The sequence below is a fragment of the Janthinobacterium sp. LM6 genome, from assembly GCF_002002885.1.
Taxonomy (GTDB): Bacteria; Pseudomonadota; Gammaproteobacteria; order Burkholderiales; family Burkholderiaceae_D; genus Janthinobacterium; species Janthinobacterium kumbetense.
The window spans coordinates 2664787-2690771 of sequence record NZ_CP019510.1 but is presented as its reverse complement, the minus strand read 5'-3'; the positions used below and the strand labels follow the sequence as shown (position 1 = coordinate 2690771).

At 64.1% G+C, this 25985-nt stretch carries 20 protein-coding genes; 9 read left to right on the top strand and 11 right to left on the bottom strand.

Features of this window, described 5'->3' with window-relative positions; genetic code table 11:
• Positions 1-288: 288 nt before the first annotated feature.
• Together BZG29_RS12020 and BZG29_RS12015 are read right to left on the bottom strand one after the other, a co-directional pair.
• Positions 289-696 carry a heme-binding protein gene (locus tag BZG29_RS12020; protein ID WP_077402812.1) on the bottom strand — a complete coding sequence of 136 codons (408 nt, stop codon included), beginning with the start codon at positions 694-696 and terminating at the stop codon, positions 289-291.
• A 60-nt stretch (positions 697-756) separates the two neighbouring features.
• The gene (locus tag BZG29_RS12015) at positions 757-1668 is read right to left on the bottom strand and encodes a patatin-like phospholipase family protein (RefSeq protein ID WP_077402809.1); all 912 of its coding nucleotides are present in this window, start codon (positions 1666-1668) and stop codon (positions 757-759) included.
• 236 nt (positions 1669-1904) lie between these two features.
• Between BZG29_RS12015 and BZG29_RS12010 the strand changes: the two genes are divergently transcribed.
• The 3 genes from BZG29_RS12010 (at position 1905) to BZG29_RS28455 (ending at position 3400) form a co-directional block, all read left to right on the top strand.
• Complete coding sequence (locus tag BZG29_RS12010) at positions 1905-2348, top strand: hypothetical protein (protein ID WP_077402806.1); 444 nt, start codon at positions 1905-1907, stop codon at positions 2346-2348.
• A 105-nt stretch (positions 2349-2453) separates the two neighbouring features.
• Positions 2454-3116, top strand: a complete 663-nt coding sequence (locus tag BZG29_RS28460) for a hypothetical protein (RefSeq protein WP_253192860.1) — start codon at positions 2454-2456, stop codon at positions 3114-3116.
• A complete protein-coding gene (locus BZG29_RS28455; RefSeq protein ID WP_077402803.1) occupies positions 3113-3400 on the top strand; it encodes a barstar family protein in 288 nt (95 codons plus the stop codon). Before BZG29_RS28460 ends, BZG29_RS28455 begins: the two co-directional genes overlap by 4 nt.
• A gap of 14 nt (positions 3401-3414) precedes the next feature.
• Here the strand turns inward: BZG29_RS28455 and BZG29_RS11995 are convergent, their stop codons facing one another.
• From BZG29_RS11995 to BZG29_RS11980, 4 genes are all read right to left on the bottom strand, one after another.
• The gene (locus BZG29_RS11995) at positions 3415-4761 is read right to left on the bottom strand and encodes a hypothetical protein (RefSeq protein WP_077402800.1); all 1347 of its coding nucleotides are present in this window, start codon (positions 4759-4761) and stop codon (positions 3415-3417) included.
• A 55-nt stretch (positions 4762-4816) separates the two neighbouring features.
• Positions 4817-6169 (bottom strand): hypothetical protein, encoded by a 1353-nt coding sequence (locus tag BZG29_RS11990; protein WP_253192859.1) that lies wholly within the window; start codon positions 6167-6169, stop codon positions 4817-4819.
• 18 nt (positions 6170-6187) lie between these two features.
• Complete coding sequence (locus BZG29_RS11985; RefSeq protein ID WP_171984989.1) at positions 6188-7045, bottom strand: DUF3274 domain-containing protein; 858 nt, start codon at positions 7043-7045, stop codon at positions 6188-6190.
• A gap of 145 nt (positions 7046-7190) precedes the next feature.
• On the bottom strand, positions 7191-7643 hold the full coding sequence (locus BZG29_RS11980; protein WP_077402791.1) for a type VI secretion system baseplate subunit TssF: 453 nt from the start codon (positions 7641-7643) through the stop codon (positions 7191-7193).
• A gap of 483 nt (positions 7644-8126) precedes the next feature.
• Here BZG29_RS11980 and leuA point away from each other — a divergent pair, with 483 nt between their 5' ends.
• Positions 8127-9833, top strand: a complete 1707-nt coding sequence (gene leuA, locus BZG29_RS11975; protein ID WP_077402788.1) for a 2-isopropylmalate synthase — start codon at positions 8127-8129, stop codon at positions 9831-9833.
• Positions 9834-10000: 167 nt separating this feature from the next.
• Positions 10001-11605, top strand: coding sequence for a methyl-accepting chemotaxis protein (locus tag BZG29_RS11970; protein WP_171984988.1), 1605 nt, complete (start codon positions 10001-10003; stop codon positions 11603-11605).
• 12 nt (positions 11606-11617) lie between these two features.
• Here the strand turns inward: BZG29_RS11970 and egtB are convergent, their stop codons facing one another.
• On the bottom strand, positions 11618-12862 hold the full coding sequence (egtB, locus tag BZG29_RS11965) for an ergothioneine biosynthesis protein EgtB (protein ID WP_077402781.1): 1245 nt from the start codon (positions 12860-12862) through the stop codon (positions 11618-11620).
• A gap of 163 nt (positions 12863-13025) precedes the next feature.
• The gene (gene egtD / locus BZG29_RS11960; RefSeq protein WP_077402778.1) at positions 13026-14018 is read right to left on the bottom strand and encodes an L-histidine N(alpha)-methyltransferase; all 993 of its coding nucleotides are present in this window, start codon (positions 14016-14018) and stop codon (positions 13026-13028) included.
• A 313-nt stretch (positions 14019-14331) separates the two neighbouring features.
• On the opposite strand from egtD, the gene BZG29_RS11955 reads away from it, so the two are divergent.
• From BZG29_RS11955 to BZG29_RS11945, 3 genes are all read left to right on the top strand, one after another.
• The gene (locus BZG29_RS11955) at positions 14332-15024 is read left to right on the top strand and encodes an ABC transporter ATP-binding protein (RefSeq protein WP_077402775.1); all 693 of its coding nucleotides are present in this window, start codon (positions 14332-14334) and stop codon (positions 15022-15024) included.
• A 179-nt stretch (positions 15025-15203) separates the two neighbouring features.
• A complete protein-coding gene (locus BZG29_RS11950; RefSeq protein WP_034786045.1) occupies positions 15204-15491 on the top strand; it encodes a hypothetical protein in 288 nt (95 codons plus the stop codon).
• 261 nt (positions 15492-15752) lie between these two features.
• On the top strand, positions 15753-21230 hold the full coding sequence (locus BZG29_RS11945; RefSeq protein WP_077402773.1) for a CHAT domain-containing protein: 5478 nt from the start codon (positions 15753-15755) through the stop codon (positions 21228-21230).
• Here BZG29_RS11945 and BZG29_RS11940 read toward each other — a convergent pair.
• Complete coding sequence (locus BZG29_RS11940) at positions 21163-21924, bottom strand: GNAT family N-acyltransferase (RefSeq protein ID WP_077402770.1); 762 nt, start codon at positions 21922-21924, stop codon at positions 21163-21165. The genes BZG29_RS11945 and BZG29_RS11940 overlap by 68 nt on opposite strands.
• A 145-nt stretch (positions 21925-22069) precedes the next feature.
• Here BZG29_RS11940 and BZG29_RS11935 point away from each other — a divergent pair, with 145 nt between their 5' ends.
• Positions 22070-24373 carry an FdhF/YdeP family oxidoreductase gene (locus BZG29_RS11935; RefSeq protein ID WP_077402768.1) on the top strand — a complete coding sequence of 768 codons (2304 nt, stop codon included), beginning with the start codon at positions 22070-22072 and terminating at the stop codon, positions 24371-24373.
• Here the strand turns inward: BZG29_RS11935 and fdhD are convergent.
• A complete protein-coding gene (gene fdhD / locus BZG29_RS11930; RefSeq protein ID WP_077409070.1) occupies positions 24370-25188 on the bottom strand; it encodes a formate dehydrogenase accessory sulfurtransferase FdhD in 819 nt (272 codons plus the stop codon). The genes BZG29_RS11935 and fdhD overlap by 4 nt on opposite strands.
• A gap of 77 nt (positions 25189-25265) precedes the next feature.
• Positions 25266-25970 (bottom strand): hypothetical protein, encoded by a 705-nt coding sequence (locus BZG29_RS11925; RefSeq protein WP_077402765.1) that lies wholly within the window; start codon positions 25968-25970, stop codon positions 25266-25268.
• Positions 25971-25985: the final 15 nt, after the last annotated feature.

The window sequence follows — 25985 nt, the reverse complement described above, 5'->3', positions numbered from 1 at the left end:
TCCTGATAAAGTTACCGTAGCTGCGCCACGTCAGACCGACCGCCTAGATACCCGAGCCAGATGCACTCAGGGTGTTTCAACGGTCATTTTGAATGAGGGGATGGGTAGTCGCTACGGTATATGTGTGATTGGCTAAACCTTTGAATTATAACCAAAAGGAAGCTTTTCCACAAGGAAGAAAATATAGAATCGGCGGCATTTTTTTGCGCAGCAGCATAAATCCTGCACCCCATGAAAAAAGCCGCCCGGCTTGCGCGGGGCGGCTTGTTCTGCAACTACGGATAGTACTTAGGCCGTCAGGGCCGCAATGCCCGCTTTCGCGATTTGCGCATCTTCCGCCGACTTGACGCCCGAGACGCCGACGGCGCCCACATAGTGGCCGTCGAACACGATGGGCACGCCGCCTTCGAGCAAGCCGTCGATTTCCGGCGCGCTCAGGAACGAGACGCGGCCGCCGTTGATCATCTCTTCATAGATGCGCGATTCGCGGCGGCCCAGCGCGGCCGTCTTGGCCTTCGATGGAGCGATGTGCGACGAGATCGGCGCCACGCCATCCATGCGCTGCAGCCACAGCAGATGGCCGCCGTCGTCGACGATGGCGATCGTGACCGCCCAGTTATGCTTGACCGCTTCCGCTTCGGCGGCGGCAGCGATTTTCTTTACGTCGTCCAGGGTCAAAATCGGTTTCGATTGCATGGTGCATCCTTGTTATGTTGAATCAAAATTGTATACGAAATGCGGGGCCAGAATAACGGCTTACTGCTCGCGCTTCGCTTTCAGCTTTTGCTTGAGCTGCGCCATGACGGCAAAGGTCGCCTGCTCGCCCGCCAGGATGGCCTGGTTGCGGCTGTTGAAATCGTTGCCCTTCATGGTGCCCAGGCTGGGCTGGATCACCACGTCCGCATCTTTCAATTCGAACTGGTTGATGCGCTGGCCCATGATGGCGAAGGTCTGCATCAGCACCTCCATCGAGCTGATGGCCTTTTGCGTATCCGTTTGCGACGAGATATTCACGGCGATGATGAAATCGGCGCCCATGTCGCGCGCAAAGCGCACGGGCACGGGAGCGACGAGGCCGCCATCGACATAGGTGTGGCCCGCGATCGTCACGGGCTGAAACACGCCGGGCACGGCCGACGAGGCGCGCACGGCCATGCCGGTGTTGCCACGCTGAAACAGGATCGGCTGGCCATTCTTCAGGTCCGTCGCCACCACGCCGAATGGAATTTTCAGCTTTTCCAGCGGCACGCCGCCCACCGCCTTGTTGACATAGCTTTGCAGCGCTTCGCCTTTCAGCACCCCTGACGACTTGCCGAACAGGGGCAAGGCCCAGTCGGAAATGGCCGCCTCGTCCATGTCGAACGCCATCTTTTGCAAGGCAAAGCCGGAGTTGCCCGCCGCATACATGGCACCGACCACGCTGCCGGCGCTGGTGCCCGTCACGATATCGGCCTGGATGCCTTGCGATTCGAGCGCCTTGATCACGCCGATGTGCGCGAAACCGCGCGCCGCGCCGCCGCCCAGCGCCAGGCCGATCTTGATCTTGCGCGGCGTTACGACGATGGGTTCGGGTGGCGTCAACACCTGGATCGGTTTCGGGGCAGGAGTGTCGCAGCCGGCCAGCGCAAAGGCGGCCAGGGCAAGCATGGTCAGGCGTTTAGGGAACATGGTGGAGAATGAGAACCGCGCGCGGCAGTGGCAACAAAGGAGAGCCGATTGTAGCGCAAGCGGGGCCACTGGCACTGAAGCTCGCCTTAAATGTTTATAAATGACAAGATTCTGAATCGTGCGCGCCACTGCGGCTGCTAGACTGGCGCCTGGCTTACCGCATCATTAATATTATTTTTAATATAATCAATTGCGCGCCAGCCTGGCGCCGCAAGCCAACCTGCATTGATCGGCTTATGAAAACAGACCTGTTACGCCTCATCGCACATCCATGCCTGCTCGCTGCCGCCCTGCTGGGTGCGGCCGGCGCCAACGCCGCCGCGGCGACGCAGGGCGCAAATAACATCGCGGCGAAAATGGCGGGCTTTACCTGTACGGGGAACCTGCAGATGCCCATGGATCCGGGGGAGCACACAATAGCGCTCAGCTTTGACGCCCCCGACCAGCACGGGGCGCAAGGCACCATCATGGTTGACGAGCGCGGCAAGGCGAGCAACTTCTACGACTGCCGGCAAAGCGGCGACAACCTGGCGTGCACGTATGACGCGGGGCCAAGCAGCGGCCCGCTGACCATGCGCTTTACCGGCAAATTGAAGGAGGTAAAGGGCGAGATCAATTCCCCGTTTGAAAACAGCGCCACCATGCACTTTTCCGCGCGCTGCCAAAAATCGGCGCAGTAGCAGCCACCCCTCCGGCGTCGCAGCGTCCGGTGTATTGCTCAAGCCTGCCCCTGGTCTGGCAGGCAGTCAACCTATAATCTCTTCTCACTCGCCGAATCACAGAACATGTCCGACGACTATCAATTTTCCGACAGCCGCGCCCTGAGCGCCCCGTTTGCCCAACAGCTATCGCAGCAGCCGCCCGACGGCGCCCTCGCCTGGCTGACCGCCATCCTCGCCACGCAGGCGCCCGCGCTGCGCTCGTCGAACGCCGCCTTGCTGGCCTACACGGGCAATCCGGCCGCCCTCGCCTGGATCGACGCCAATGCCGGCTCGCCCGTGGCGGGGCAATGGGGCGTGGCGGCGGCGCTGCTGGGCACGCCGTGGCCACGCATCCTGGACTGGCTGCAGCGCGGCGACCCGCACCGGCTGATGGCGCTCGATACCTTGATTGCGTACCGCAAGCCGGCCGTCAACATGTCGCCGCTGGAACAGATCGCCGCCCCCGTGCTGCCGCAAGCGCCCGCGCGCGCCGACCTCGACGCCGCGCTGGCCGCCTGCCTGGCCGCCTCCGCGACGCCGCGCATCCAGGCGGCCGTCAGCTCGATCCAGCAGCATGCGGACGAAATCCTGCGCGGCGGCCCGCGCGGCGTGGCCGTGGCCGACTTGCCGAGCCTGTATCTGGACCCTGCGCCATTCCAGGATGCACCCGCTATCCTGGAGCAGCACGAGGCGGTGGTGGGCGGCATGCGGCAAAACCTGCAGAACCTGCTCAAAGGCATACTGTGAATCGACCGGCCCTGGTGACAATCGACTTGAGCGAGATCAATACGCCACGCCAGCTGCACACGGCGCTGGCCGCCGCACTGGGTTTTCCTTCCTTCTACGGCATGAACTGGGATGCGTTCTGGGACGCCATCACAGGCCTGGTGGACATGCCGCAACAGCTGGAGCTGCGCGGCTGGCCAGCCTTCGCCGCGCGCCTGCCCGACGAAGCGGCCATGCTGCAGCGCATCCTGGCGCGCATGGCGCAGGATATGCCGGCCCAGGCGGCGCAGGTACGCCATGCCTGAGCTTTTACCATCTATTATTTCGAATAGCCCTGCTCATTGAACTGTCCCGCATCCAAGGTCGCCCAGGCATGCCGGATGCCCCACCACATCAGATAGGCATTGCCGCCACCACGCGCGCGGAACCAAGGTTTCACGGGGTCGATCGGCCGCACCTTGGCCGGGGGCAAGATCAGCACGCCGGTCGTCTGGCCGGCGTCGCTGGTGCCGGCCACCAGCACGTTCTGGCCAAAGTGATTCGCCTGCGCGATGCCCAGCGCCACATTCGTCAAGGCCGTGGCGGCGCCCATTTCACCCAGCAAGGCAGGGGTGTTGAAGGTCTGCTGGAGAAAATCGAAAGCCGGCACCTCGGTCGTCAAGGTCTGCGCCAGGTAGCCGATGCGGTCCGACGAGGCCGGATGCTTGTTGTGCGCATCGTGGATCACATAGCCGATCTCGGCATCGGTCTTGCGTCCATTCGCGGCCGCCTGCGCCAGCGTCGCCTGCCACGCCTGCACCGTGGGCGGCGGCAAGCCCTTTTGCGCTGCAAAGGCGCTGACCTGCTGCGTGGCCGGATAGCCTATCCACGCCAGCGCATCGCGCTCCGTCTTGTAATTCGGACCAGCCAATACCAGCAAGACCATGTTTTCATTGATCTGCTCATCTTTCGGAAAACTGGGTGCATCCCAGCTCATCACCCATACCGTTTCCTTGGGATGGGCCTGCAGATAATCGAGGGCGGCGGCCAGGGAAATAAACCCGGCATTCGCGCCGCCGGCCGTCACGCGCACGTCGGGCGGGGTGGACTTGGTCCAGGAATTGGGGAAGTTCGGGTTACCAATTGAAAAAGTACTTGTAATTTGCTTGCGCAAGTCTTCCCCAGCGAGAAGGGGATCAAACCGTTCTGCAGGCAAAGCGTACTCAACATGGATACCCGCCAGTTCATTCCAGCCTTTTTTGTGTTTGAAGTCGTGGGCGTTATAAAAATAGGTGGCGTTGGAGAAATATACACCGTGAAAATTACCTATCATTTCAAACAAATATTTCCCATGAAAATTAAAAAAAGTACCTTTACCATCATTTGATGAAGCTATGCCAGACACAGATCTGACCTCAGAGAAAATAGCAGGGTATTGTTCCACCATGTCATCTTTCTTATTGGGCCTTACTTTCCCAAGGGTCCATAGCAGTTGCCATTCGGTTGGATAATCCTGACGCTGAAGGGGATTGAGCCACTGCACGCCCACCACTTGTGCCATGAAGGGCTGGGCAATCATTTTTTCATTCTCACGGCCATCTTTGCTCGCCGGATGCGTCAAGCACGCCGACAAAGCCAGGCCCGCCAGCAGTGCCGCCAAGTTGCGACAGGAAAAGAAAAGGTTCATTTTTCACCCTGGTCAGTTTCATCAAGTACGCCATCTGGCGCGCCAATCCCATCGCCTACTTCGAATATCCCTGCTCATTGAACTGTCCCGCATCCAAATTAGCCCAGGCATGCCGGATGCCCCACCACATCAGATAGGCATTGCCGCCACCACGCGCGCGGAACCACGGTTTCACGGGGTCGATCGGTCGCACCTTGGCCGGGGGCAAGATCAGCACGCCGGTCGTCTGACCCGCGTCGCTGGTGCCCGCCACCAGCACGTTCTGACCAAAGTGATTCGCCTGCGCGATGCCCAGCGCCACATTCGTCAAGGCCGTGGCGGCGCCCATCTCGCCCAGCAAGGCCGGCGTATTGAAGGTCTGCTGGAGGAAATCGAAAGCCGGCACCTCGGTCGTCAAGGTTTGTGCCAGGTAGGCAATGCGGTCCGACGAGGCCGGATGCGTGTTGTGCGCATCGTGGATCACATAGCCGATATCCACCTCGCTCTTGCGCCCGTTGCCTGCCGCCTGCGCCAGCGTCGCCTGCCATGCCTGCACCGTGGGCGGCGGCAAGCCCTTCTGCGCTGCAAAGGCGCCGACCTGCTGCGTGGCCGGATAGCCTATCCACGCCAGCGCATCGCGCTCCGTCTTGTAATTCGGACCGGCCAATACCAGCAAGACCATGTTTTCATTGATCTGCTCATCTTTCGGAAAACTGGGCGCATCCCAGCTCATCACCCACACCGTTTCCTTGGGATGGGCCTGCAGATAATCGAGGGCGGCCGCCAGAGAGATAAACCCGGCATTCGCGCCGCCGGCTGTGACGCGCACGTCTGGCGACGTAGACTTGGTCCAAGAGTTGGGAAAACTTGGATTACCAATTGAAAAAGTATCGATGATTTCCTCACGCAGGGCAGCGCCAGCCAAGAGAGGATCAAAGCGCGTTGCGGGCACCGCATATTCAACATGGATACCCGCCAGTTCATTCCAGCCTTTTTTGTGTTTGAAGTCGTGGGCGTTATAAAAATAAGTGGGATTGGAAAAGTACATGCCATGAAATTTTGCAATCATCTGCCGGACATATTTTCCGTGAAAGTTAAAAAAAGTACCCTTTCCATCATTGGAGGAAGCTATGCCAGACACAGATCTGACCTCAGAAAAAATGGCAGGATATTGTTCCAACATGTCGTCTTTCTTATTTGGCCTTACTTTCCCAAGGGTCCATAATAGTTGCCATTCGGTTGGATAATCCTGACGCTGTAGGGGGTTGAGCCATTGCACTCCCACCACTTGAGCTATAAATAGTTTTCCTGCATCGAGCGCGATGCGTTTATCTTCATCGGCAATTTCTGCCGGGCGCACCGCACAGGACGACAGACCTATCGTAGTAACAACTGCAGCAATAGATGTAAATACAATATTTTTAGCCATAGTTAGCTTCTCCATTTTTTAAAGACCGCCATTTTCACGCGAGTTCTTTATTTTTTTTGGCATTGCACCTTCTGCGGACTCACCGACCCATTCCAAGGCAGTCCTCTTTTTCAACTTTCCTTTAGTAAAATATTCGTCAAATTTCTTTATCTCCTCATCACCTTCAATCTCATAAAGAAACCGCCAATCCGCCATCGTCCTCAACTCCCGCAAATCCGTTTCCAGCAGATGGCAACAGCCCACGGCCACGTCATACGCCAGCGCCTTTCTGGAATGCTCGCTGTTGGTCAGGATGGTGGAGTGATCGGTGGCATAGGTGCCGACGTTTCCAGCGAGTCCCGCCTGGATTTTCCGATGGCGCCATGCCGTGTATTGCGCGCTCGCCGTCTCGGGACGGTCTTCTTCCGTGACGTGTTTGCCTTTCTCGACCTTCCCTTCGCGCTTGGCCATCATGCGCAGGGAGGCGTGGTATTCGTATTGCAGGGCCGCTTCGCTCTCCTCGTTGCCGCGCGCCGCATCGGTGCGTTGTTTTTCGCCATGCAGGCCACCGCGCGGTATCTCCAGTTCGCGCTCGCCATGGAAGGGGTCGCCCTTCGGATGGGCGGCATCCTTGTTGCGATTCCAGCCATGCGGATGCAATCCCATGTCGAAACTGGGGCAGATAGCGCCAAATAACTTTGCCTGCGGAAAGAAGGTCTCTGGCAGGTCGGGCGCTTCCAGCGGGATTTTCCAGTACTTGTCAGGCGAGGCATTGATACGCTTGCGCATCAAGGTGGTGGCCACGATGGCGATGGGCGCAAACGCCACGGTGAGTATCTGGAACAGCCAGTTCTCTTGCGCTTCCAGGCCCTTGGCCACGCTATAGGTGGAAATCATGGAAGGCGGATTCCAGAAATGGTCGCTGCCAAAATCAATGGCAGGACGATGATCGCCCCAATAGTCGTACGCGCCCGTTACGCCGACGCCCCCCCGCCATAGGCATCGATATCCTGCTGCGCCTTGAATGGATGGTGGGCACTGCTCATGGCCTGGTCGATTTTCTCGGCCGGCCATTGTTCGGCGCGCCGCGGCCGTCTGGCGGCCCGTGCCGCCGTCGACCGCCTTCAGGTTCGACGACGTCAAGTTCTCCGCCATATTGTCTTTCACCACGCTGCAGGGCGGATTGCACAACACATAATTGTCGACAAGCCCAGCGCACCACTGACGAACACGCTGGAAACGGCCGCAGGTAGTGCGGGAAATTCACCTCCAGCATGGACTCGGTGAAAACATGGCGCGCATCATCGATCTTCTTGGCCGTGCGGGCATTGCACAGAGCATATGCCTCGATCAGGCGCTCGATGTGGGGATCGTGGCAGTTGCTGCCCACGATGCCCAGTGCAGCAGCGACACCAGGATAGCGGGCGGCAAATTCCTGCTGGTGCGTACGCAGCATGCCCAGTTCCAGTTCATAGTATTTCAGCAAGGATTCCATGCAGCCGACTCCCATGCAGGACGGGCGACACGCGTCGCCAGACGGAAACTGCATTATTCAACAATAATAGAAAAGTAAGTTGCGCAGGAACAATAAGTCGTCCCGCGGCATGGCAGCAGCATCGCTCCCGGCTGAAATATGCTTGACAGCCCCGCCCGACATCCCTTACATTGAGTGCATGTCCTCCTTCAAACATTCCTCCCCTTCCCTGCTGTCGCTATCGCGACTACTACTAGCACGCGCATAAGTTTGCCGCATTGCTTCGCCTGGCCACACGCCGGCGTGTTTCAAAAACCCTGGAAGGTTTGATGATGTTTGCACCATCCCCATTCGTACACGTAATCCCCGCTGCGACCGCCCCTGCCGGCATCGCGGCCGCTCTGCTACCGCTACCGATCGCTTGCCTGGCCTAGTGTTGCGTGGCCGCCCGGCAAGCTTGCGCCACAACCATTGATTTCCCCCTATCTTCAGGAGTACCCGATCATGATGTTGCAAAACCCAGCTTCCAAATACCGCGCCTTTCCTCCCGTCAAATTGACCGACCGTCAATGGCCAAACCAGATCATCAGCAAACCGCCCATCTGGATGAGCACCGACTTGCGTGACGGCAATCAGTCCTTGATCGAGCCGATGAGCGCGGAAAAGAAGCTGCGGTTCTTCGACATGCTGATCGCCATCGGCCTGAAGGAAATCGAAGTGGGTTTCCCATCGGCATCGCAGACGGATTTCGATTTTGTCCGCAAGCTCGTCGATGAAGGCCGCATCCCGGACGATGTCACCATCATCGTGCTGACCCAGTCGCGCGAAGAGCTGATCCGCCGCACGGTGGAATCCGTCGTCGGCGCCAAGCGCGCCATCGTCCACCTGTACAACTCCGTGGCGCCCGTGTTCCGCAAGGTCGTGTTCGGCATGTCGCGCGAAGAAATCACGAATATCGCCACCACCGGTACCACTTTGGTAAAACAGTTGGTGGCCCAGCACCCGGAAACGGAATGGGGTTTTGAATACACGCCGGAATCGTTTTCCACCACGGAGCTCGATTTCTCCAAGCATATCTGCGACGCCGTCAGCGCCATCTGGAAGCCGACGCCGGCCAACAAGATGATCATCAACCTGCCATCGACCGTGGAATGCAGCACGCCCAACGTGTATGCGGACCAGATCGAATGGATGTCGCGCAAGCTGGCGCGCCGCGATTCCATCATCATCAGCGTGCACCCGCATAACGACCGCGGCACGGCTGTCGCATCGGCCGAGCTGGCCGTGATGGCGGGCGCCGACCGCGTGGAAGGCTGTTTGTTCGGCAATGGCGAGCGCACCGGCAACGTCGACCTGGTGACGTTGGCGATGAACTTGTACACGCAAGGCGTGCACCCGGGCCTGGATTTCTCCGACATCGATACGGTGCGCAAGTGCGTGGAAGAATGCAACCAGCTGCCCGTCCACCCGCGCCACCCGTATGCGGGCGACCTGGTGTTCACGGCATTCTCCGGCTCGCACCAAGATGCCATCAAGAAAGGTTTTGCCAAGCAACAACCGGACAGCATCTGGGAAGTGCCGTACTTGCCGATCGACCCGGCCGACCTGGGCCGCAGCTACGACGCCGTGATCCGCGTCAACAGCCAGTCCGGCAAGGGCGGCATGGCATATTTGCTGGAACAGGAATACGGCCTGGTCTTGCCGCGCCGCCTGCAGATCGAATTCTCGCGCGCCGTGCAAGCCGTGGCCGACGCCACGGGCCGCGAAATCGCCGCGCAGGATATCCATGAAATCTTCCAGCGCGAGTACCTGGAGCAGACGGCGCCCTACGCCTACGCTGCGCACCGCATGGTGGAGGACACCAGCAGCGACGAGTCCGTGCAGATCGACATCAGCCTGTCGCACCGCCAGACGCCGCTGGCCCTGCAAGGCGGCGGCAACGGCCCCATCGACGCCTTCGTCAATGCGCTCGGTCTCGACATCAAGCTGATGGATTACCATGAGCACTCGATCGGCTCCGGCGCCAATGCGCAAGCGGCTTGCTACGTGGAATTGCGCCTCGACAACGGCCCGACCCTGTTCGGCGCCGCCATCGACAGCAATATCGTCACCGCCTCGTTCAAGGCCGTGCTGTCCGCCGTGAACCGCCGCATCGGGCAGACGGAAGCCGAAAAAACAACAGCGGCCGACGTGGCTGCCAGCGCCGCCTAAGCAATTTCGGCACGCTCCAGAGGGAGAAAAAGCGGTACGGCTTGATCGCCGTGCCGCTTTTTCATTTCTGCAAGGCAATTAGTAGTGCAAATCAGGTATCACCCGCCGTATAATTGTTTCATAACAAGACCACCGGAGACAGATCATTAGCTACCGAGGGAATCAGTATGAAATTGACGGATATGAAGATAGGCGCGCGCCTGGGTGCCGGTTTTGGCGTGGTGCTGCTGCTGATGGCAGTGCTGGTGGGCACGGGCCTGCTGCGCCTGGATAGAATCGGTGCGCTCAGCGAAGCCATCATCGAGAAAGACTGGGCCAAGGCCGACGCCATCGCCACCATCCGCAGTACCACGCGTTCGAACGCGGCACTGGTGCTGGAACTGTTCATCCATGAAGATCCGGCCCGCGCCAACGCCATCCACGGCGAAATCGACGCCAACAAGGCCACCATCACCGATGCGCTGGTCGTGCTCGACCGCCTGATCGTGCTGCCTGAAGGCAAGGAATTGCTGGCCACCCTGAAGCAGCAGCGCAAGGCCTATGTCGTGTCGTTCAGCCAGGCCGACAAGCTGCTGGTGGCGGGGCAGCGCGCGGAAGCGGCCAAGCACGTGCGCGACGACACCCTGCCCGCCCTGAACCAGCTGCAAAAGACGGTCAACCGCCTGAATGAAATCCAGCGCGGCGTGGTCGTGCATGGCGGCCAGCAAATCAAGCAGAATATTTCCGCCGCCAATGTGCTGATGGCCAGCCTGGGCACGGCCGCCCTGCTGCTGGGCGTGCTCTTTGCCTGGCGGGTCACGCGCTCGATCACCACGCCGATCGCGTATGCCTTGCGCGTGGCGCAAGCCGTGGCCGGAGGCGACCTGAGCAGTAAAATCGTGGCCGACGGCAAGGATGAAGCGGGCCAGCTGCTGCAGGCGCTGCGCGACATGAATACCAACCTGGCCACCCTGGTGGGCCAGGTGCGCGGCGGCACGGGCACCATCGCCGTGGCGTCGAGCCAGATTGCCAGCGGCAATGCCGACCTGTCGGCCCGCACGGAAGCGCAAGCGAGCGCGCTGGAAGAGACGGCCTCGTCGATGATCGAACTGACGGGCACCGTGCGCAGCAACAGCGACAATGCGCGCCAGGCCGACAGCCTGGCCCGCTCGGCATCGGCCATCGCGCAGCGCGGCGGCTCGGCCATGGCGGAAGTGATCGGCACCATGGACGCCATCAATGCCTCGTCGCGCAAGATCGTCGACATCATCGCCGTCATCGACGGCATCGCCTTCCAGACGAACATCCTGGCCCTGAACGCGGCGGTCGAGGCGGCCAGGGCCGGCGAACAGGGACGGGGCTTTGCTGTCGTGGCTTCCGAAGTGCGCAACCTGGCGCAACGCTCGGCGGCCGCCGCCAAGGAAATCAAGGAACTCATTGCCGACTCCGTCAGCCGGGTCGACCAGGGCGCACAGCTGGTCAGCCAGGCGGGCGCGACGATGGATGAAGTGGTGGCCAGCGTGGGCCGGGTCAGCGCCATCGTCGGTGAAATCAGCGTCGCCAACCACGAGCAAAGCGAAGGCATCGAGCAAATCAATGCCGCCATCATGCAGATGGACCAGACGACGCAGCAAAACGCGGCCCTGGTCGAGGAAGCGGCCGCGGCTGCGGCAGCCATGCATGAACAGGCGGGCGACCTGGAAACCCTCGTCAGCCAGTTCAAGCTGGAACAGAGCGCCGTCGCCAAGGCGCCGCCCCGCCCCGACGCGCCCGCCGTGCCGCGCCTGCACTAAGTTACTCCACCTTTATTCCACCTGGCGCGCCAGGCGGATGCCGGAAAATTGCCAGCGCGCGCCGGCCGGGAAGAAATTGCGGTAGCTGGCACGCGCATGGCCGGCCGGCGTGGCGCACGACGAGCCGCGCAACACATATTGATTCAGCATGAACTTGCCGTTGTATTCGCCGAGCGCCCCGGGCGCCGTGCGGTAGCCCGGATACGGCGCGTAGCTGCTGCTGGTCCACTGCCAGCAGTGGCCAAACATTTGCCGCAAGCCTGCTCCCGGCGCGCCGGCGGCCGGATGCAGCCGGCCCGTTTCCATGGCGACGCCTTGCGCCGCCACTTCCCACTCCGCTTCCGTCGGCAGGCGCGCGCCAGCCCAGTGCGCATACGCATCGGCCTCGAACAGCGATACATGCGTGGCCGGCGCCTGGAGATCGAGCGGCCGCAAGCCAAATAAGGTGAATTCCTGCCAGCGGCCGGCGTCATCGCGCTGCCAGTACAGCGGGCATTGCAACTGCTGGCTGCGCACCCAGTCCCAGCCTTCGGCCAGCCACAGGTGCGCCGTGCGGTAGCCGCCCGCCTCGATGAAGGCGAGATAGTCGCCATTCGTCACCAGCGCGCTGGCCAGTTCGAAGGGCGCCACGTATTGCGGATGGCGCGGCAATTCATTGTCGAAGCAAAAGCCGTCGCCCGCATGGCCGATCTGCGCCAGGCCGCCGTCAAAGGCGAGCCAGGCCGTGGGCTGCGCGTGTTCTTGCGCTGGCGCAAGCCCGCTGTCCCGCGCACTGCCCATGTAAGCGGGAAACAGCGCGCTTTGCGCCAGCAGGTGCTTGACGTCCGTCAACAGCAATTCCTGGTGCTGCTGCTCATGCTCGAGGCCCAGCGCCAGCAGCATGGTCAGCCGTTCGCGCTCGTCGCGCGCCAGTTCGCCCCCCAGCAAGCGCGCGATGCGCGCATCGACGTTGGCCCGGTAGGCGCGCACGACATCCATGCCGGGGCGCGTCAGCAAGCCCCGCTGGGCGCGCGGGTGCTTCTCGCCCACGCCGTTGTAATACGAGTTGAACAGCACGCGGAAGGCGGGGTGGAATGGCGCGAACGCCGCCTCCATGCTTTCCAGGATAAACGTTTCGAAGAACCAGGTGGTATGCGCGAGGTGCCATTTGACGGGACTGGCGTCCGGCATCGACTGGGCGCCGCAATCCTCGTCGGACAGGGGTTCGGCCAGCCGCAGAGAATGCTGGCGCACTTGATGGTAATGATCGATCAGCATGATAGTTCTTTGTTTTATGTTGGTATCTTGAACGCCTGACAAAACCGTAGCGAGCGGCAGTGATTTGTGGCTGAGAAGCGCACCGTACTTTGTACGGGGGCGCCGAGCCGGTGAGCATTGCAGGCCGCAAAGCGCGACGCGCAGTAGGTTTGGCCAGGCGTTGTTAGTCCCTGATTACCCGCGCGTAGATAACCGCAAACCACTGCTGCGGGTCCGTCCAGACTTGCACTGTGGAAAACCCGGCCTGCTCCAGCAAGCCGACGAAGGTGGCGCGCGTGTATTTGTAGCTGTCTTCCGTATGGATGCGCTCGCCTTTCGCGAAGCGCCGCTGGCCACCTTTCCAATGGACAACTTGTTCGCTGCGCGCTTCCAGGTGCATTTCGACGCGGCGCTCGTCGGCATTGAAAAAGCCGTGGTGCTGCCACGCGCGCACGTCGAAATCGGCGCCGATCAGCCCGTTCACGTGGCGCAGCATGTTCAGGTTGAAGGCGGCCGTGACGCCCAGCGCATCGTCATAGGCGGCGTCGAGGATGGCGTCGTCCTTGACCAGGTCGACGCCGATCAGCAGGCCGCCATCGCCATCCGCATTCGCGCGCAGGCGGCGCAGGAAGGCGGTCGCTTGCTCTGGAGCAAAATTGCCGATCGACGAGCCGGGATAGAAGAATAATCGCCGCGCCTCGCGCACGCTGTCGGGCAAGTCCAGGCGGCTGGAAAAATCCAGGCCCAGGCCCGTCATCTCGATGTGCGGAAAGCGCTGCTGCAGCCGGCTCAGCGATTCGCTGAGGAAATCGTAGGAAATATCCACGGCCACGTATTGGGCCGGGTGCAGCAGCGGGAACAGGCTGGCGGCCTTGGCGCAATTGCCCGCGCCCAAGTCGATCAGGGTGCCGCCCGGCCCCACGGCGTGCGCGATCTCGGCGCCGTGGCGGGCGAAGATGGCCGCTTCCGTGCGCGTCGGATAGTACTCGGGCAAGGCGCAGATGGCTTCGAACAGTTTGGAGCCGAGCGCGTCGTACAGGTACTTGGGCGAGGTCCAGGCCTGGCGCGCCAGCAGGCCGCTGCTGATCTCGGCTATCGTGGCAGGAGTGGCGCTGGCCGCCGCGGCGTGGCTGGCGGGGCGGAAATCGGACTGCTGTTGCGCAAGTGGCATGGTCATGGGCTGGCGTCGTCAATGTTAGGTTCACGAAGGGCTTGCACGGTCGGCCACCGGGCGCGCCGCCCCTGCCGTAGCGGTTGGCGGGCGCCTTGCCGATGACTTTTTTCCATCATAGCGGAATCCGCGCAAGCCAGCCGTGCGGCAGGTAACTTAGGGTTCATATCGGCGGCGTTCACACAAAATTGGTATTGCCAAGCAAAAAGCATAAGCCTGTCGTATACTACACATTGCCGGCCAAACAATCCGCGCCCCTTTGCAGTTCCCAGGCCCCCCTCTCCCCCGCGTGCCTCCCTTTACGATAGCCGTTAACATCATGCTCGAATTGCGCCATCTGTCGAAGTCCTATGCCAATGCCCGTCCCGTGCTGGCGAATATTTCCTGCCGTTTCAAGGCGGGGGAATTCATCGCCATCATGGGCGACTCGGGCGTGGGCAAGTCGACCTTGCTGAACCTGATCGCCGGCCTCGATACGCCCGACGCGGGTGCCGAAGCGCACCCTATCCTGGTGGACGGCATTGCCATGTCCAGCCTCGATGACGCCGCCGCCACCCGGCTGCGTCGCGCCCGCATGGGCTTTATTTTCCAGGCTTTCCACGTCTTGCCGCACCTGACCCTGCTGCAAAACGTGGCCCTGCCGCTGCTGCTCAACGGACTGCCCCAGGAGCGTGCCGCCAGCATGCTCGAGGCGGTCGGCCTGGGCGGACGCGGCGGCGACTTTCCGCAGCAATTGTCCGGCGGTGAAATGCAGCGCGTGGCCATTGCCCGCGCGCTCGTGCACAAGCCGGCGCTGGTGCTGGCCGACGAGCCTACCGGCAACCTCGACCCGGACACGGCACACAGCATCCTGCAATTGCTGCGCGCCGAAATCAAGGCCAACGGCAGCTGCGCAATCATGGTCACGCATTCGCTGGTCGCCGCCGAAATGGCGGACAGAACCATGATATTGACCAAAAGCGGACTACAAAATACAACAATCGTCAACCAAATTGATCAAACAATCAGTTAATTTAACTGACCATCTGTCACAAGTTTTGTTATCGTAGTATTATTTAAAACACTTGCCTGGTTATCAATGTTTTAACGCGAATGTTGTCACGTCACCCAGACAGCCGTACTGCGATGACGAACTATAGCCGGGACCGCCTAAAGTGGTCTCGTCCCTTGCATAACCTGAAGGAGGAGTAAATGAACGTTCGGCAAAAGAAGCTGGAAATGATTGAAGCGATGAACCGGGCGCGTGCGCTCGAACCATCGAGTTTTGTGCCCAACAAGCTGCTCGACACCCTGATCGAGAAGATGAACCTGAAAAATGATGCGGAACTGTGCCGTGTACTGGAAGTGCAGCCGCCCATCATCAGCAAGATTCGTCACGGCAAACTGTCGGTCGGTGCAACGATTTTATTGCGCATGCATGAAAAATCGGACATCACCATCCGCGAACTGAAGGAACTGTCCGCCACGCCAGTCCATTGATTTACCCGCTGTTGTAATGCCATGCCAGGCACCCAGGTCCCCGGCGCCATGAACTTTTGCCATACAATTCGCGTAGTTCGTTCACCGCACCGCATCCGGACACGATAGCGAAGAGACCCAGCCCAAACCATGCTGACCGTTTCTCTGCCTTCCAGCCCCCTCCCAGCTTCTCCCCTGCATTTCCACTCAAACTTGATCTGACACAACACGCATGGTCCGCGCAGGCATCAAGGTCAGCTTTTAACCAGTGATCCCAACCGCATGTCCAGCGACCCTCTTGCGCCGCCCGTGCTGCGCCTGACGCTCACGCGCGATCCCCTCGCCAGCGCCGGCGACTGCCCCGCTGCGCCCGGCTGGCATAGCCAGACCCATGTGCTGTCCGGCGCGCGCGGCATCGGCAGCTGCCGCATCGCCCTCGATATCGGCCCGGACGACGTCGTGCAACTGCTGCTGTGCGACGGCAGTTCGCTGCTCGCCGGCAGCCTGGACCTGCCACGCTACCTGGGGCCGGCCACGCTGGCGCGCGACGGCGCGCCCGCCGGCATCGAAGTGGGACTGGCCTTGCGCCCACAGGCGGCGCGTCCGCCGCCCGGCGCCAGCCGCGACGGCCTGGGCGCCTGGATGCTGCGCGCCGTGCGCGTGTACCGCTGCGGCGGTGCCGCCATGACGGCGCTGGCGGCGGCGGGCGCCTTCCAGGACCGCCAACTGGAACAACGGCTGGGCCTGTACCGCTGCGGCATCGAGGCGGGCAGCATGACGGCCGTCGCCAGCCTGCCCGCCGGGCCGGAACCGCTGCTGCTGTTGTTGCACGGCACGGCTTCGTCGACCCAGCGCAGCTTTGCCGGCCTGTGGCGCAACGGCCTGGCGCCGCAACTGGCGGCGCAGTACGGCAACCGCATCTATGGCTACGAGCACCGCAGCCTCAGCGACAGCCCCATCGAGAACGCGCTGGCCCTCGTGCGCCAGTTGCCGCACGGCGCCGTGCTGCACCTGCTGAGCCATTCGCGCGGCGGCCTGGTGGGCGAATTGCTGGCGCGGGCGCAGCGCATCGACAGCCGCGGCGCCGTCGACCTGGCAGGCGACGGCCTGGAGCGGCTGAGCGAAAACACGGTGGGCGGCGAAGCGTTCAACAGCCACGATATCGACCACTTCACGGCGCAGGCGCGGCTGGGCGGACGCGGCGGCTACGACGGGGATGCGGCGCGCCTGCGCGACTTGAGCATGGAGCTGAAGACGCGCGCCATCCGCATCGCCCGCTTCGTGCGCGTGGCCTGTCCGGCGCGCGGCACCACCTTGATGTCGGGCCGCCTCGACCGCTGGGCCAGCGCGATGCTCAACCTGCTGCTGCACGGCGGCCTACCCGATGGCGCCATGGCCTTCCTGCTGGCCGTGGTGCAGCAGCGCTGCGACGCGCGCATCCTGCCGGGCCTGGAAGCGATGATGCCCGACTCGCCCCTGGTGGCGCTGCTCAATGCACCCGACGTGCGCGTGGCCAGCCCGCTGCATGTGCTGGCCGGCGCATGCAGCGGCGATGGCCTGCTGGGCTGGCTGGGCGACTGCCTCGACGACCAGCTATATGGCGGGCAGAACGACCTGGTGGTCAATTGCGCCTCGATGGCCGGCGGCGCCACGCGCAGCACGCCCGTGCGGCAACTGCTGCTGCGCGGGCCGCACGCGCACCACCTCAACTATTTCGAGCGCGCGCCGTCCGGCCTGGCCGCCGTGCAGGCGCTCACCGGCGACGAGACCGCCTACCTGCCGCTGCCCGGCATCGAGCACGGTCCGCTGGCGCGGGGCGGCGAAGTACCGAAGCGGCGCGCGCACGCGCCCATCGTGCTGCTGCTGCCCGACATCATGGGCAGCCACCTGCAAGTGGGCAGCAACCGCATCTGGTTCGACCCCGTCAACCTGGTCGAAGGGCGCATCGAACGCCTGGCCGTGGGCCAGCCGCACATCGTCAGCGCCGGCTGGGTCGAATCCTGCTATGAACCGTTTGCCCGCTTTCTCGCGCAAAGCCAGGAAGTGCGGCCCTTTGCCTATGACTGGCGCTTGTCGCTGCAGCACTCCGGCAACGCCTTCCTGCCCGTGCTCGACGAGGCCATGCGCGACGCCGAACAGCGCGGCCAGCCCTTGCGCATCATTGCCCACGGCATGGGCGGGCTGGTGGCGCGCCTGGCCCTGAAAGACCGCTGGCAGCGCTTCGGCGCCCTGCCCGGCAGCCGCCTGCTGCAGGTGGGCACGGCCAACCGCGGCACGCAGGCGATGGTGCAGGTGCTGCTGGGGCGCGACCGGCTGGTGCAGATGCTGGCGTGCTGGATAGGCTGGAAGCACACGCGGCGCCAGTTTCTCGGCTTCGTGCGCGCCTTTCCCGGCGTGCTGGACATGCTGCCGTGGCCGCAGGCGGGCGGCATCGATTATTTCGACGCCGGCGCCTGGGCGCAGCTGGCCGCCGGCGACGCGCAGGCGGGCCTGCCCGGCGGCTGGCAGGCGCCCGAAGCCCAGGCGCTGGCCGCGGCGCGCGCCACCGTGGCCCTGCTGGAAGCGGCCCCGCCCGACGCCCGCCATTGCAGCTACCTGGCCGGCTGCGCCGACACGCCGGTGGCGCTGCGCCTGCGCGACGGCGGCATCGAGACAGCCTGGTCGCCGGATGGCGATGGCCGCACGGCCTGGCAAGGCGCGGTGCCGGACGGCGTGGCGGCCTGCTACCTGCCGGTGGCGCATGGCGACCTGCTGCTGCAAAAGGAATACTACCCGGCCATCGCGCAACTGCTCGACGGCGGCCAGGCCGCAGCCCTGCCGCGGCACCCGCCGCACGCGCCTGGCGGCGCCCCGCCCCGCTTCCATCCGTACGCCCCCGACGCCACGCCGCTGTACCCGCAGCCGCAGGAACTGCTCGACGCCGCCCTCGGCGCCGCCGGCCCCGCCATCGCGCCGGAGAGCCGCGCGCCGCAGCTGAGCCTATCCATCATCCACGGCAGCATGGCCTCGGCCGACGCGCCCGTCATGAGCGGCTGCTATGCGTATGAATCGCTGCGCGGCAGCATGAGCTTCCTGGACCGCCTGCTGGCGGGCAAGCTGCAGGAAATCCACGCGCTGGGACGCTTTCCGCAGCGCCCCGACTCCGCCCTGGTGGTGCTGCAGCCCGATGCGGCGCGCCGGCCCGGCGGCGCCATCGTCATCGGACTGGGCGCGCTGGGCGAGCTGACGCCGGGCGAACTGGCGCGCGCCTTTGCCGGCGGCTTGCTCGAATACGCGTGCGTCTGCCTGCAGGTGCGCGCCGCCGGCCATGCGGCCGCGCCTCCGATGGGCGAGCACGGCCTGCGCGTGGCCAGCCTGCTGTCCGGCTCCGGCTATGGCGGCTTGAGCATCGCCCTGTGCGCGCGGGCCCTGCTCGACGGCGCGCGCAGCGCCAACCGGCGCCTGGAAGACGCGGGCATGGCGTGCCGCATCGGCCATATCGCCATCTACGAACAGTCGGAGGCGCGCGCCATCGCGGCCGCCATGGCCATCGAGCAGATCATGGCCGAGGCGCGCTACCAGGGCAGCTTCACGTTCGAGCGGCGCATCCGCCACAGCCCCGGCGGCTACCGGCGCATCTTGCCCAGCCTGAGCGGCGACAATGGCTGGCGCCGCGTGCAGATCGTCGCCGCGGATCTGTCCGGCGCCCTGCGCTTCACCGTGCTGACGGACCGCGCCCACAACAGCGTCGACGAGGAGCCGAACCAGCGGCAAGCCGTCGATGGCCTGATCATGGACGCCACCGACAACACCACCGACCAACCGGGCCTGTCGCGCGCGCTGTACGAACTGATGCTGCCCAATGGCCTGAAGGCGGCCATCCCCGAGATGCGCGGCCTGATCCTGGCCGTCGACCAGAGCGCCGCCATCTATCCGTGGGAGCTGATGCGCGACGAGGCGGGCAGCGAGGAAAGCCCGCTGTCGACGCGCATCGGCATGGTGCGCCAGCTGGCCAGCCTGCGCGAGCAGCCATCGGCCGTCAGCCCGCCCAGCAACAGCGTGCTGGTGATCGGCGACACCGATTCCGGCCTGCCCGAGCTGCCCGCCGCGCAGGCCGAGGCGCAGGACGTGGCGCGCATGTTCGGCGCGTACGGCTACCAGGTGCGCGAGCTGCTGCGCCCGCAGGCGCAGCGCGTGCTGGTGCACCTGTTCGACGAGCGCTATTTCGCCATCCACCTGGCCGGCCACGGCGAAGTGGCCGGCCCCGGCATCGCCCATACGGGCCTGGTGCTGGGGCCGAAGACGCGGCTGACGGCGGCGCAGGTGGGTAAATTGAAGCGCGTGCCGCAATTCGTCTTCATCAATTGCTGCCACCTGGGCGACATGCGCCCGGACGCCATCGCGCCCTGGTCGAAACTGGCCGCCAGCCTGGCCACGGCCTTCATCGAAATGGGCTCGCAGGCGGTGATCGCGGCCGGCTGGCGCATCGACGACCAGGCGGCCAGCATCTTCGCGCACAGCTTTTATCACGCCATGCTGAGCGGCGAATATTTCGGCGACGCCGTGCGCCTGGCGCGCGAGGCGGCGTACCTGCAGTTCCCGGCGTCGAACACCTGGGGCGCCTACCAGGCGTATGGCGACGACCGCTACCGCTTCCCGAACACGCAGAGCCGGCCCTGGCAAGCGCCCGATTACCACTATCACGGCCACCTGCTGGCCGACCTGGAAACCCTGCACGCGCGCCTGGCGGGCGCCGATGCGGCGCGCCGCGCCGCCATCGAGGAAAAGCTGGGCAGCATCGAGGAAGCCGTGCGCGCCCGCTTCTTCGGCTGCGCCGACATCCGCGAAAACATGGCCGCCACGCGGGCCGGCCTCGGTGGCCTGGAGAACACCCTGCGCGCCATCGAACACTACCGGGCAGCGCACAGCGCGGCCGACGGCAAGGTGGGCTTGCGCGCGCTGGCGCACTGGGCGGAACTGGAAATACGCCAGGGCGCGGCCCTGTGCGGCCTCGATGCGGGCGCCGGCATCGAAGTGCCGGCCGTGCCGGATATGGCGCAGGGACGGCAGTTGCTGCAGGATGGGAAACAGCATATCGACCTGCTGGTGGCGCTGGCGCCCACGGCGCAGCGCCTGGCCCTGCTGGGCCGCTACTGGGCCTTGCAGGCGCGCCTGGCCTGCCGCGCAGGAAGCTCCGGCGCGCCCGCCCTGCGCGCCATGACGGACGCCTGCCTGGCCGCGCTGGAGGAAGCGCGGCGGCGCAGCGGCGTGGCCGACTGCGACCTGATTTTCCAGGTGCTGGCGGGCGCCCTGCTGTTGAAAGCCCATGGCGACTGCGGTGCCTGGCGCGCGCTCGATCCGCAGCTGGGCGACCTGCTGCACGACGCCATCGCCTATGCGCGCCAGCGCCACGCGGACGAACACCGCGCCATCGACGCCGGCGCCCCCGTGCGCGCCGCCCTGCTGGCGGCCCTGTGGCAGGTGCCGGACGGCCAGCCTTTCGACGCGCCGGCGCGCGCCGCTTTCCTGGCGCTGTACCACGACGCCGTGCGGCGCCACGGCAGCATCGGCGAACCCGAGGCGATCACGGCGCCGCTGCGCTTCCTGCTCGAACTGCTGCCGCCCGACAGCGCGGAGAGCGGCTTGCGCAGCGCCGTGCAGGCGCTGGCCTGCCAACTGCAGGCGTCACTGCCCGGCATTCACCTCAATAGCCTTAGCCAGGCACCACTCCGTAGTGGCGCGCATAGCGCTCGTCCAGATTCGCCAGCGGCATCATCATGAACATGTCGGCGCTTTCGAAATCAGGATCCCACGCCGGTTCGCCGCAAATCCAGGCGCCCGAACGCAGATAGCCCTTGATCAGCGGCGGCACCTGCGGCTTGTGCGCCGCTTCCACCTGGTGGATGGGGAAAGGCAGGTGCGGCGTGACGCGGTATTCGCTTGGCGCCATGTGCTTTTCGGCCAGCGCCTGGTACACGGCGACGGCGTTATGGCCGCCATCGGCCAGGCTGATGCTGGCGCAGCCGACCAGGTAGTCGCAGCGCTCGCGGCGCATGTACTCGGCCAGGCCGGACCACAGCAGCATGATCACGCTGCCGCCCCGGTATTTCGGGTGGATGCAGGCGCGGCCCGCTTCGACCATGCGGCCGCGCAGATTCTTCAGGCGGCTCAGGTCGAACTCGTTTTCCGCATACAGGCGGCCGATCTTGGCTGCCTTGGCGGCGCTCAGCACGCGGTAGGTGCCCACCACTTTCAGGGTATCGGCGTCGCGCACGATCAGATGATCGCAGTGCGCGTCGAATTCATCGCTGTCGAGGCCATCGGCGTTCGCCAGCGACGTCAAGCCCATGGTCTCGATAAACACCTTGTAACGCAAACGCTGGACTTCGCGCAATTCCGCCGCGGTCGTGGCCTGGCTCAGCACCAGTTGGACCGGCCGGGCCTTGGCTTCGTTTGATGCGACTATGTTCTGCATGGTTTCATCCCCTGTGATCAAGACGACTCCAGCGTACTTGTCTAATATGTCAGGAAAATGACAGCCGAATGTCATTTCCATGACGCAAGTCAATGTCATGCGGGGATCGTGCATAATTACCACACTCGCCCAGCCGAAAGAGCCCATGAAAGACCAGGACGCACCGCACATCACGCCCTACACCAGGCCGGCCGCCGGCTGGGACGCCTTGAAACACGTGGCCATCAGCCTGCGCCAGGAGCGCGTCGCACCCGAAAACTTAAAGGCGCTGCTGGCGCAAAACCAGCCTGACGGCTTCGATTGCCCCGGCTGCGCCTGGCCCGACCGCAACCACGCGTCCACGTTCGCCTTTTGCGAAAACGGCGCCAAGGCCGTCGCCGCCGAAGCGACCAGCCGCCGCGCCGGCCCGGAGCTGTTCGCCAGCCATACTGTCACGCAGCTGCTGCAACAGTCGGACTACACGCTCGAGCAGCACGGCCGTTTGACGGAGCCGATGGTGTACGACGCCGCCAGCGACCGTTACGTGCCCATCGCCTGGGAAGACGCCTGCGCCCTCGTGGGGCGCCACCTGCGCGCCCTGCCCGACCCGAACCAGGCTGCGTTCTATACGTCGGGCCGCGCCAGCAACGAAGCCGCCTTCCTGTACCAGCTGATGGCGCGCCTGTACGGCACGAATAACTTCCCCGACTGCTCCAACATGTGCCACGAAGCGACCAGCCGCGGCTTGCCGGCCACCGTCGGCATCGGCAAGGGCACGGTGACCCTGGCCGACTTCGAACTGGCCGACACCATCCTCATCTTCGGCCAGAATCCCGCCACCAACCACCCGCGCATGCTGGGCGAATTGCGCGACTGCGCGCGCCGCGGCGGCAGCATCGTTTCCATCAATCCCCTGCGCGAACGGGGCTTGCAGCGCTTCATGGACCCGCAAAGTGCGCTGGAAATGGCGACCCTCGGCAGCACGCGCCTGGCCGGCCTGTTCGTCCAGCCGACACTGGGCGGCGACTTCGCCCTGATCAAGGCCGTCGCCAAGCGCGTCGTCGAGCACGACGACGCGGCGCAGGCGGCAGGCAGGCCCGCCGTCATCGACCACGCCTTCATCGTTGAACACTGCAGCGGCTTCGACGCCTTCCGCGACGACCTGCGTGCAGAAAGCTGGGAACTGCTGCTGCGGGAGTCCGGCGTGGCGCGCGCGCAGATCGAGGCATTGACGGACATCTTCGTCAAGGGCCGGCGCATCATCGCCACCTGGGGCATGGGCTTGACGCAGCACAAGCACAGCGTGGCGGCCATCCGCATGCTGTCGAACCTGATGATGTTGCGCGGGCAGATCGGCAAACCGGGCGCCGGGCTATGCCCCGTGCGCGGCCACTCGAACGTGCAGGGCGACCGCACGGTGGGCATCGAGGAAAAGCCGACAAACGCCTTCCTCGACCGCCTGGGCCAGGTGTACGGATTCGCGCCGCCGCGCGCGCACGGCCACGACGTGGTGGCCACCATCGAAGCCATGCGGCGCGGCGACGTCAAGGTATTCATCGCGCTGGGCGGCAATTTCGCCGCCGCCACGCCCGATACGCCATTGACCTTTGCCGCCCTGCGCCAGTGCGCGCTGACGGTGCAGGTGGCCACCAAGCTCAATCGCAGCCACCTCGTCATCGGCAAGGAAGCCCTGCTGCTGCCCACGCTGGGCCGCACGGAGATCGACTTGCAGCACGGCGTGGCGCAGGGCGTGACGGTGGAAGACTCGATGAGCATGGTGCATATCTCGTACGGCCGCAATGCGCCCGCTTCGCCGCAACTGCGCTCGGAAGTGGCCATCGTGGCCGGCATGGCCGAAGCGACGGTGGGCAGCGCCCTGGTGGACTGGCGCGCGTATGCGGCCGACTATGCGCGCATCCGCGACGACATCGAAAAGGTGTTCGACGACTTTTACGACTACAACGCCAGGGTGGCGCAGCCGGGCGGCTTTCATTTGACGGTGGCTTCGCGCGAACGCGTGTGGAAGACGGCCAGCGGCAAGGCCAGCTTCCTCGTCGCCCCGCTGGACCTCGATACGCCGCTGCACCGTGCCCGCAAGCGCCACGGCGAGCGCCTGATGGTCCTGATGAGCACCCGCTCGCACGACCAGTACAACACCACCATCTACGGCATGGATGACCGCTACCGGGGCGTGTACGGCACGCGCAAGGTGGTCTTCGCCAACAAGGAAGATATCGCCATGCTGGGCTTTGCCGATGGCGACCAGGTGGACCTGATCGGCGCCTGGGACGATGGCGTGGCGCGCCGCGCCGACGGCTTCCGCCTCGTCGCCTACGACATCCCGCGCGGCTGCCTGGGCGCGTATTACCCGGAGACGAACGCGCTGGTGCCGCTGGCCAGCACGGCGGACGGCGCCGGCACGCCCACGTCGAAGTCCGTGCCGGTGCTGCTGCAGCGTTCTGCCGCTTAGATACTGATGCCTGGCGTGTAATCGACGAAGGCGTCCTGACGGCAGAAACCCACCAGCTTCATGCCCGCCTGCGTGGCGATGGAAATGGCCAGCGAGCTGGGGGCGGAAATCGTCGCCAGCAGCGGAATCTGCATGCGCGCCGCCTTGCGCGCCAGCTCGTAGCTGCCGCGGCTGGACAGGAAGACGAAGCCGCGCCGCATGTCCGCCCCGCTCAGTGCCAAATGGCCGATCAGTTTATCCAGGCCGTTGTGGCGGCCGACATCCTCGAACACGTGCACGATATCACCGTCGGGCGCGCACCACGCGGCCGCATGCACGCCGCCCGTTTCCCGCATCAGCGCCTGGTGCGCGCGCAGGCCGGCGGAGGCACGCGCCAATGCGGCCGGCAGGTTGACGTGGATCAAGGCCGGCGGCAGCGCCTGCGGCTGCAAGTCCAGCATGTCGATGCTGTCGATGCCGCACACGCCGCAGCCCGTGCGGCCCGTCAGCTGGCGGCGCCGGTCCTTCAGGCGCACGAAATCTTCCTGGGCGATGCTCAAGGACACTTCGGCGGAATCGGGACGCAGGAACACTTCGCAGTCAAAGATGGCGTCGGCCGATGCCACCACGCCTTCCGTCAGCGCGAAGCCATAGGCAAATGCCTCCAGGTCGCGCGGAGTGGCCATCATGACGACGTGGGAAATGCCATTGAAGACCAGCGCGACGGGGATTTCCTCGGCGACGTGGTCGATGGCTGGGGTAGAGTCGCCCGCCTGGTGGCGGACGATGGCGCGCTCGACGAAGCCGGCGCGTTCGATATCTGTATCTTCTGACATGGCAACCATGGGGGAACTATCACAGGCCCCATGGTAAACCAGAACGGCCAGGCAGGGGGCGGCCCCTGCCCGCGCCATCAATCCTTCTTCGGACGGCCCGTTTTCAGCTGCGGCAGGCCGGCCAGCACGTTTTGCAGGGTCGCCAGGTCGATCTGGCTGATCAGCGCCACGCCGATGCGCAGCAATTCGCTTTTCTTGATCTCGAAACCGGCCTTCAGGCAGGCTTTTTTCACCTGGCCCAGGACTTCGTATTCCGCTTCCGGCATGGTGAAGCTGTCGCGCACCAGTTTCGGCTTGCGGGCTTTTTCCTTGACGGCAGCAACCTTGGCGACCGGCGCTTTTTTCGCTGGCGCAGGCTTGGCGGCCGCCTTGGCTACCGGTTTGACGGCGGCTTTCGCGGCCGGCTTGGCGACGGTCTTCACCGCAGGCTTGGCCGCCGGCTTGGCGACAGCTTTCACGGCTGGCTTGGCTGCCGGTTTGACGGCGGCTTTGACGACGGCTTTGGCCGCAGGCTTGGCAACGACGGCCTTCGCTGCCGGCTTGGCGGCTGGCGCCTTGGCCGCGGCTGGCTTGGCCGTCGCTGGTTTGGCTGCCGCCGGCTTGGCGACTGCCGGCTTGACGGCGGCTTTTGCCACTGGCTTGACGGCTGCTTTCGCAGCTGGTTTAGCTGCGGGCTTGGCAGCCGGGGCGGCCTTGGCCGCTGCCGCGTTAATCGAAGCGCTGGTAGGAAACATCGATACGGGCGCGCTGTCGGCTTTTTTCGCTGGGACGGTTTTGGTCATAAATTTTCCAATCTG

What these genes read in the sequence shown, in the direction of transcription:
- BZG29_RS12020 (WP_077402812.1), bottom strand. Translation starts at nt 696, where the DNA reads ATGCAATCGAAACCGATTTTGACCCTGGACGACGTAAAGAAAATCGCT.
- BZG29_RS12015 (WP_077402809.1), bottom strand. Translation starts at nt 1,668, where the DNA reads ATGTTCCCTAAACGCCTGACCATGCTTGCCCTGGCCGCCTTTGCGCTG.
- BZG29_RS12010 (WP_077402806.1), top strand. Translation starts at nt 1,905, where the DNA reads ATGAAAACAGACCTGTTACGCCTCATCGCACATCCATGCCTGCTCGCT.
- BZG29_RS28460 (WP_253192860.1), top strand. Translation starts at nt 2,454, where the DNA reads ATGTCCGACGACTATCAATTTTCCGACAGCCGCGCCCTGAGCGCCCCG.
- BZG29_RS11995 (WP_077402800.1), bottom strand. Translation starts at nt 4,761, where the DNA reads ATGAACCTTTTCTTTTCCTGTCGCAACTTGGCGGCACTGCTGGCGGGC.
- BZG29_RS11990 (WP_253192859.1), bottom strand. Translation starts at nt 6,169, where the DNA reads ATGGCTAAAAATATTGTATTTACATCTATTGCTGCAGTTGTTACTACG.
- BZG29_RS11985 (WP_171984989.1), bottom strand. Translation starts at nt 7,045, where the DNA reads ATGATTTCCACCTATAGCGTGGCCAAGGGCCTGGAAGCGCAAGAGAAC.
- BZG29_RS11980 (WP_077402791.1), bottom strand. Translation starts at nt 7,643, where the DNA reads ATGGAATCCTTGCTGAAATACTATGAACTGGAACTGGGCATGCTGCGT.
- leuA (WP_077402788.1), top strand. Translation starts at nt 8,127, where the DNA reads ATGATGTTGCAAAACCCAGCTTCCAAATACCGCGCCTTTCCTCCCGTC.
- BZG29_RS11970 (WP_171984988.1), top strand. Translation starts at nt 10,001, where the DNA reads ATGAAATTGACGGATATGAAGATAGGCGCGCGCCTGGGTGCCGGTTTT.
- egtB (WP_077402781.1), bottom strand. Translation starts at nt 12,862, where the DNA reads ATGCTGATCGATCATTACCATCAAGTGCGCCAGCATTCTCTGCGGCTG.
- egtD (WP_077402778.1), bottom strand. Translation starts at nt 14,018, where the DNA reads ATGACCATGCCACTTGCGCAACAGCAGTCCGATTTCCGCCCCGCCAGC.
- BZG29_RS11955 (WP_077402775.1), top strand. Translation starts at nt 14,332, where the DNA reads ATGCTCGAATTGCGCCATCTGTCGAAGTCCTATGCCAATGCCCGTCCC.
- BZG29_RS11950 (WP_034786045.1), top strand. Translation starts at nt 15,204, where the DNA reads ATGAACGTTCGGCAAAAGAAGCTGGAAATGATTGAAGCGATGAACCGG.
- BZG29_RS11945 (WP_077402773.1), top strand. Translation starts at nt 15,753, where the DNA reads ATGTCCAGCGACCCTCTTGCGCCGCCCGTGCTGCGCCTGACGCTCACG.
- BZG29_RS11940 (WP_077402770.1), bottom strand. Translation starts at nt 21,924, where the DNA reads ATGCAGAACATAGTCGCATCAAACGAAGCCAAGGCCCGGCCGGTCCAA.
- BZG29_RS11935 (WP_077402768.1), top strand. Translation starts at nt 22,070, where the DNA reads ATGAAAGACCAGGACGCACCGCACATCACGCCCTACACCAGGCCGGCC.
- fdhD (WP_077409070.1), bottom strand. Translation starts at nt 25,188, where the DNA reads ATGTCAGAAGATACAGATATCGAACGCGCCGGCTTCGTCGAGCGCGCC.
- BZG29_RS11925 (WP_077402765.1), bottom strand. Translation starts at nt 25,970, where the DNA reads ATGACCAAAACCGTCCCAGCGAAAAAAGCCGACAGCGCGCCCGTATCG.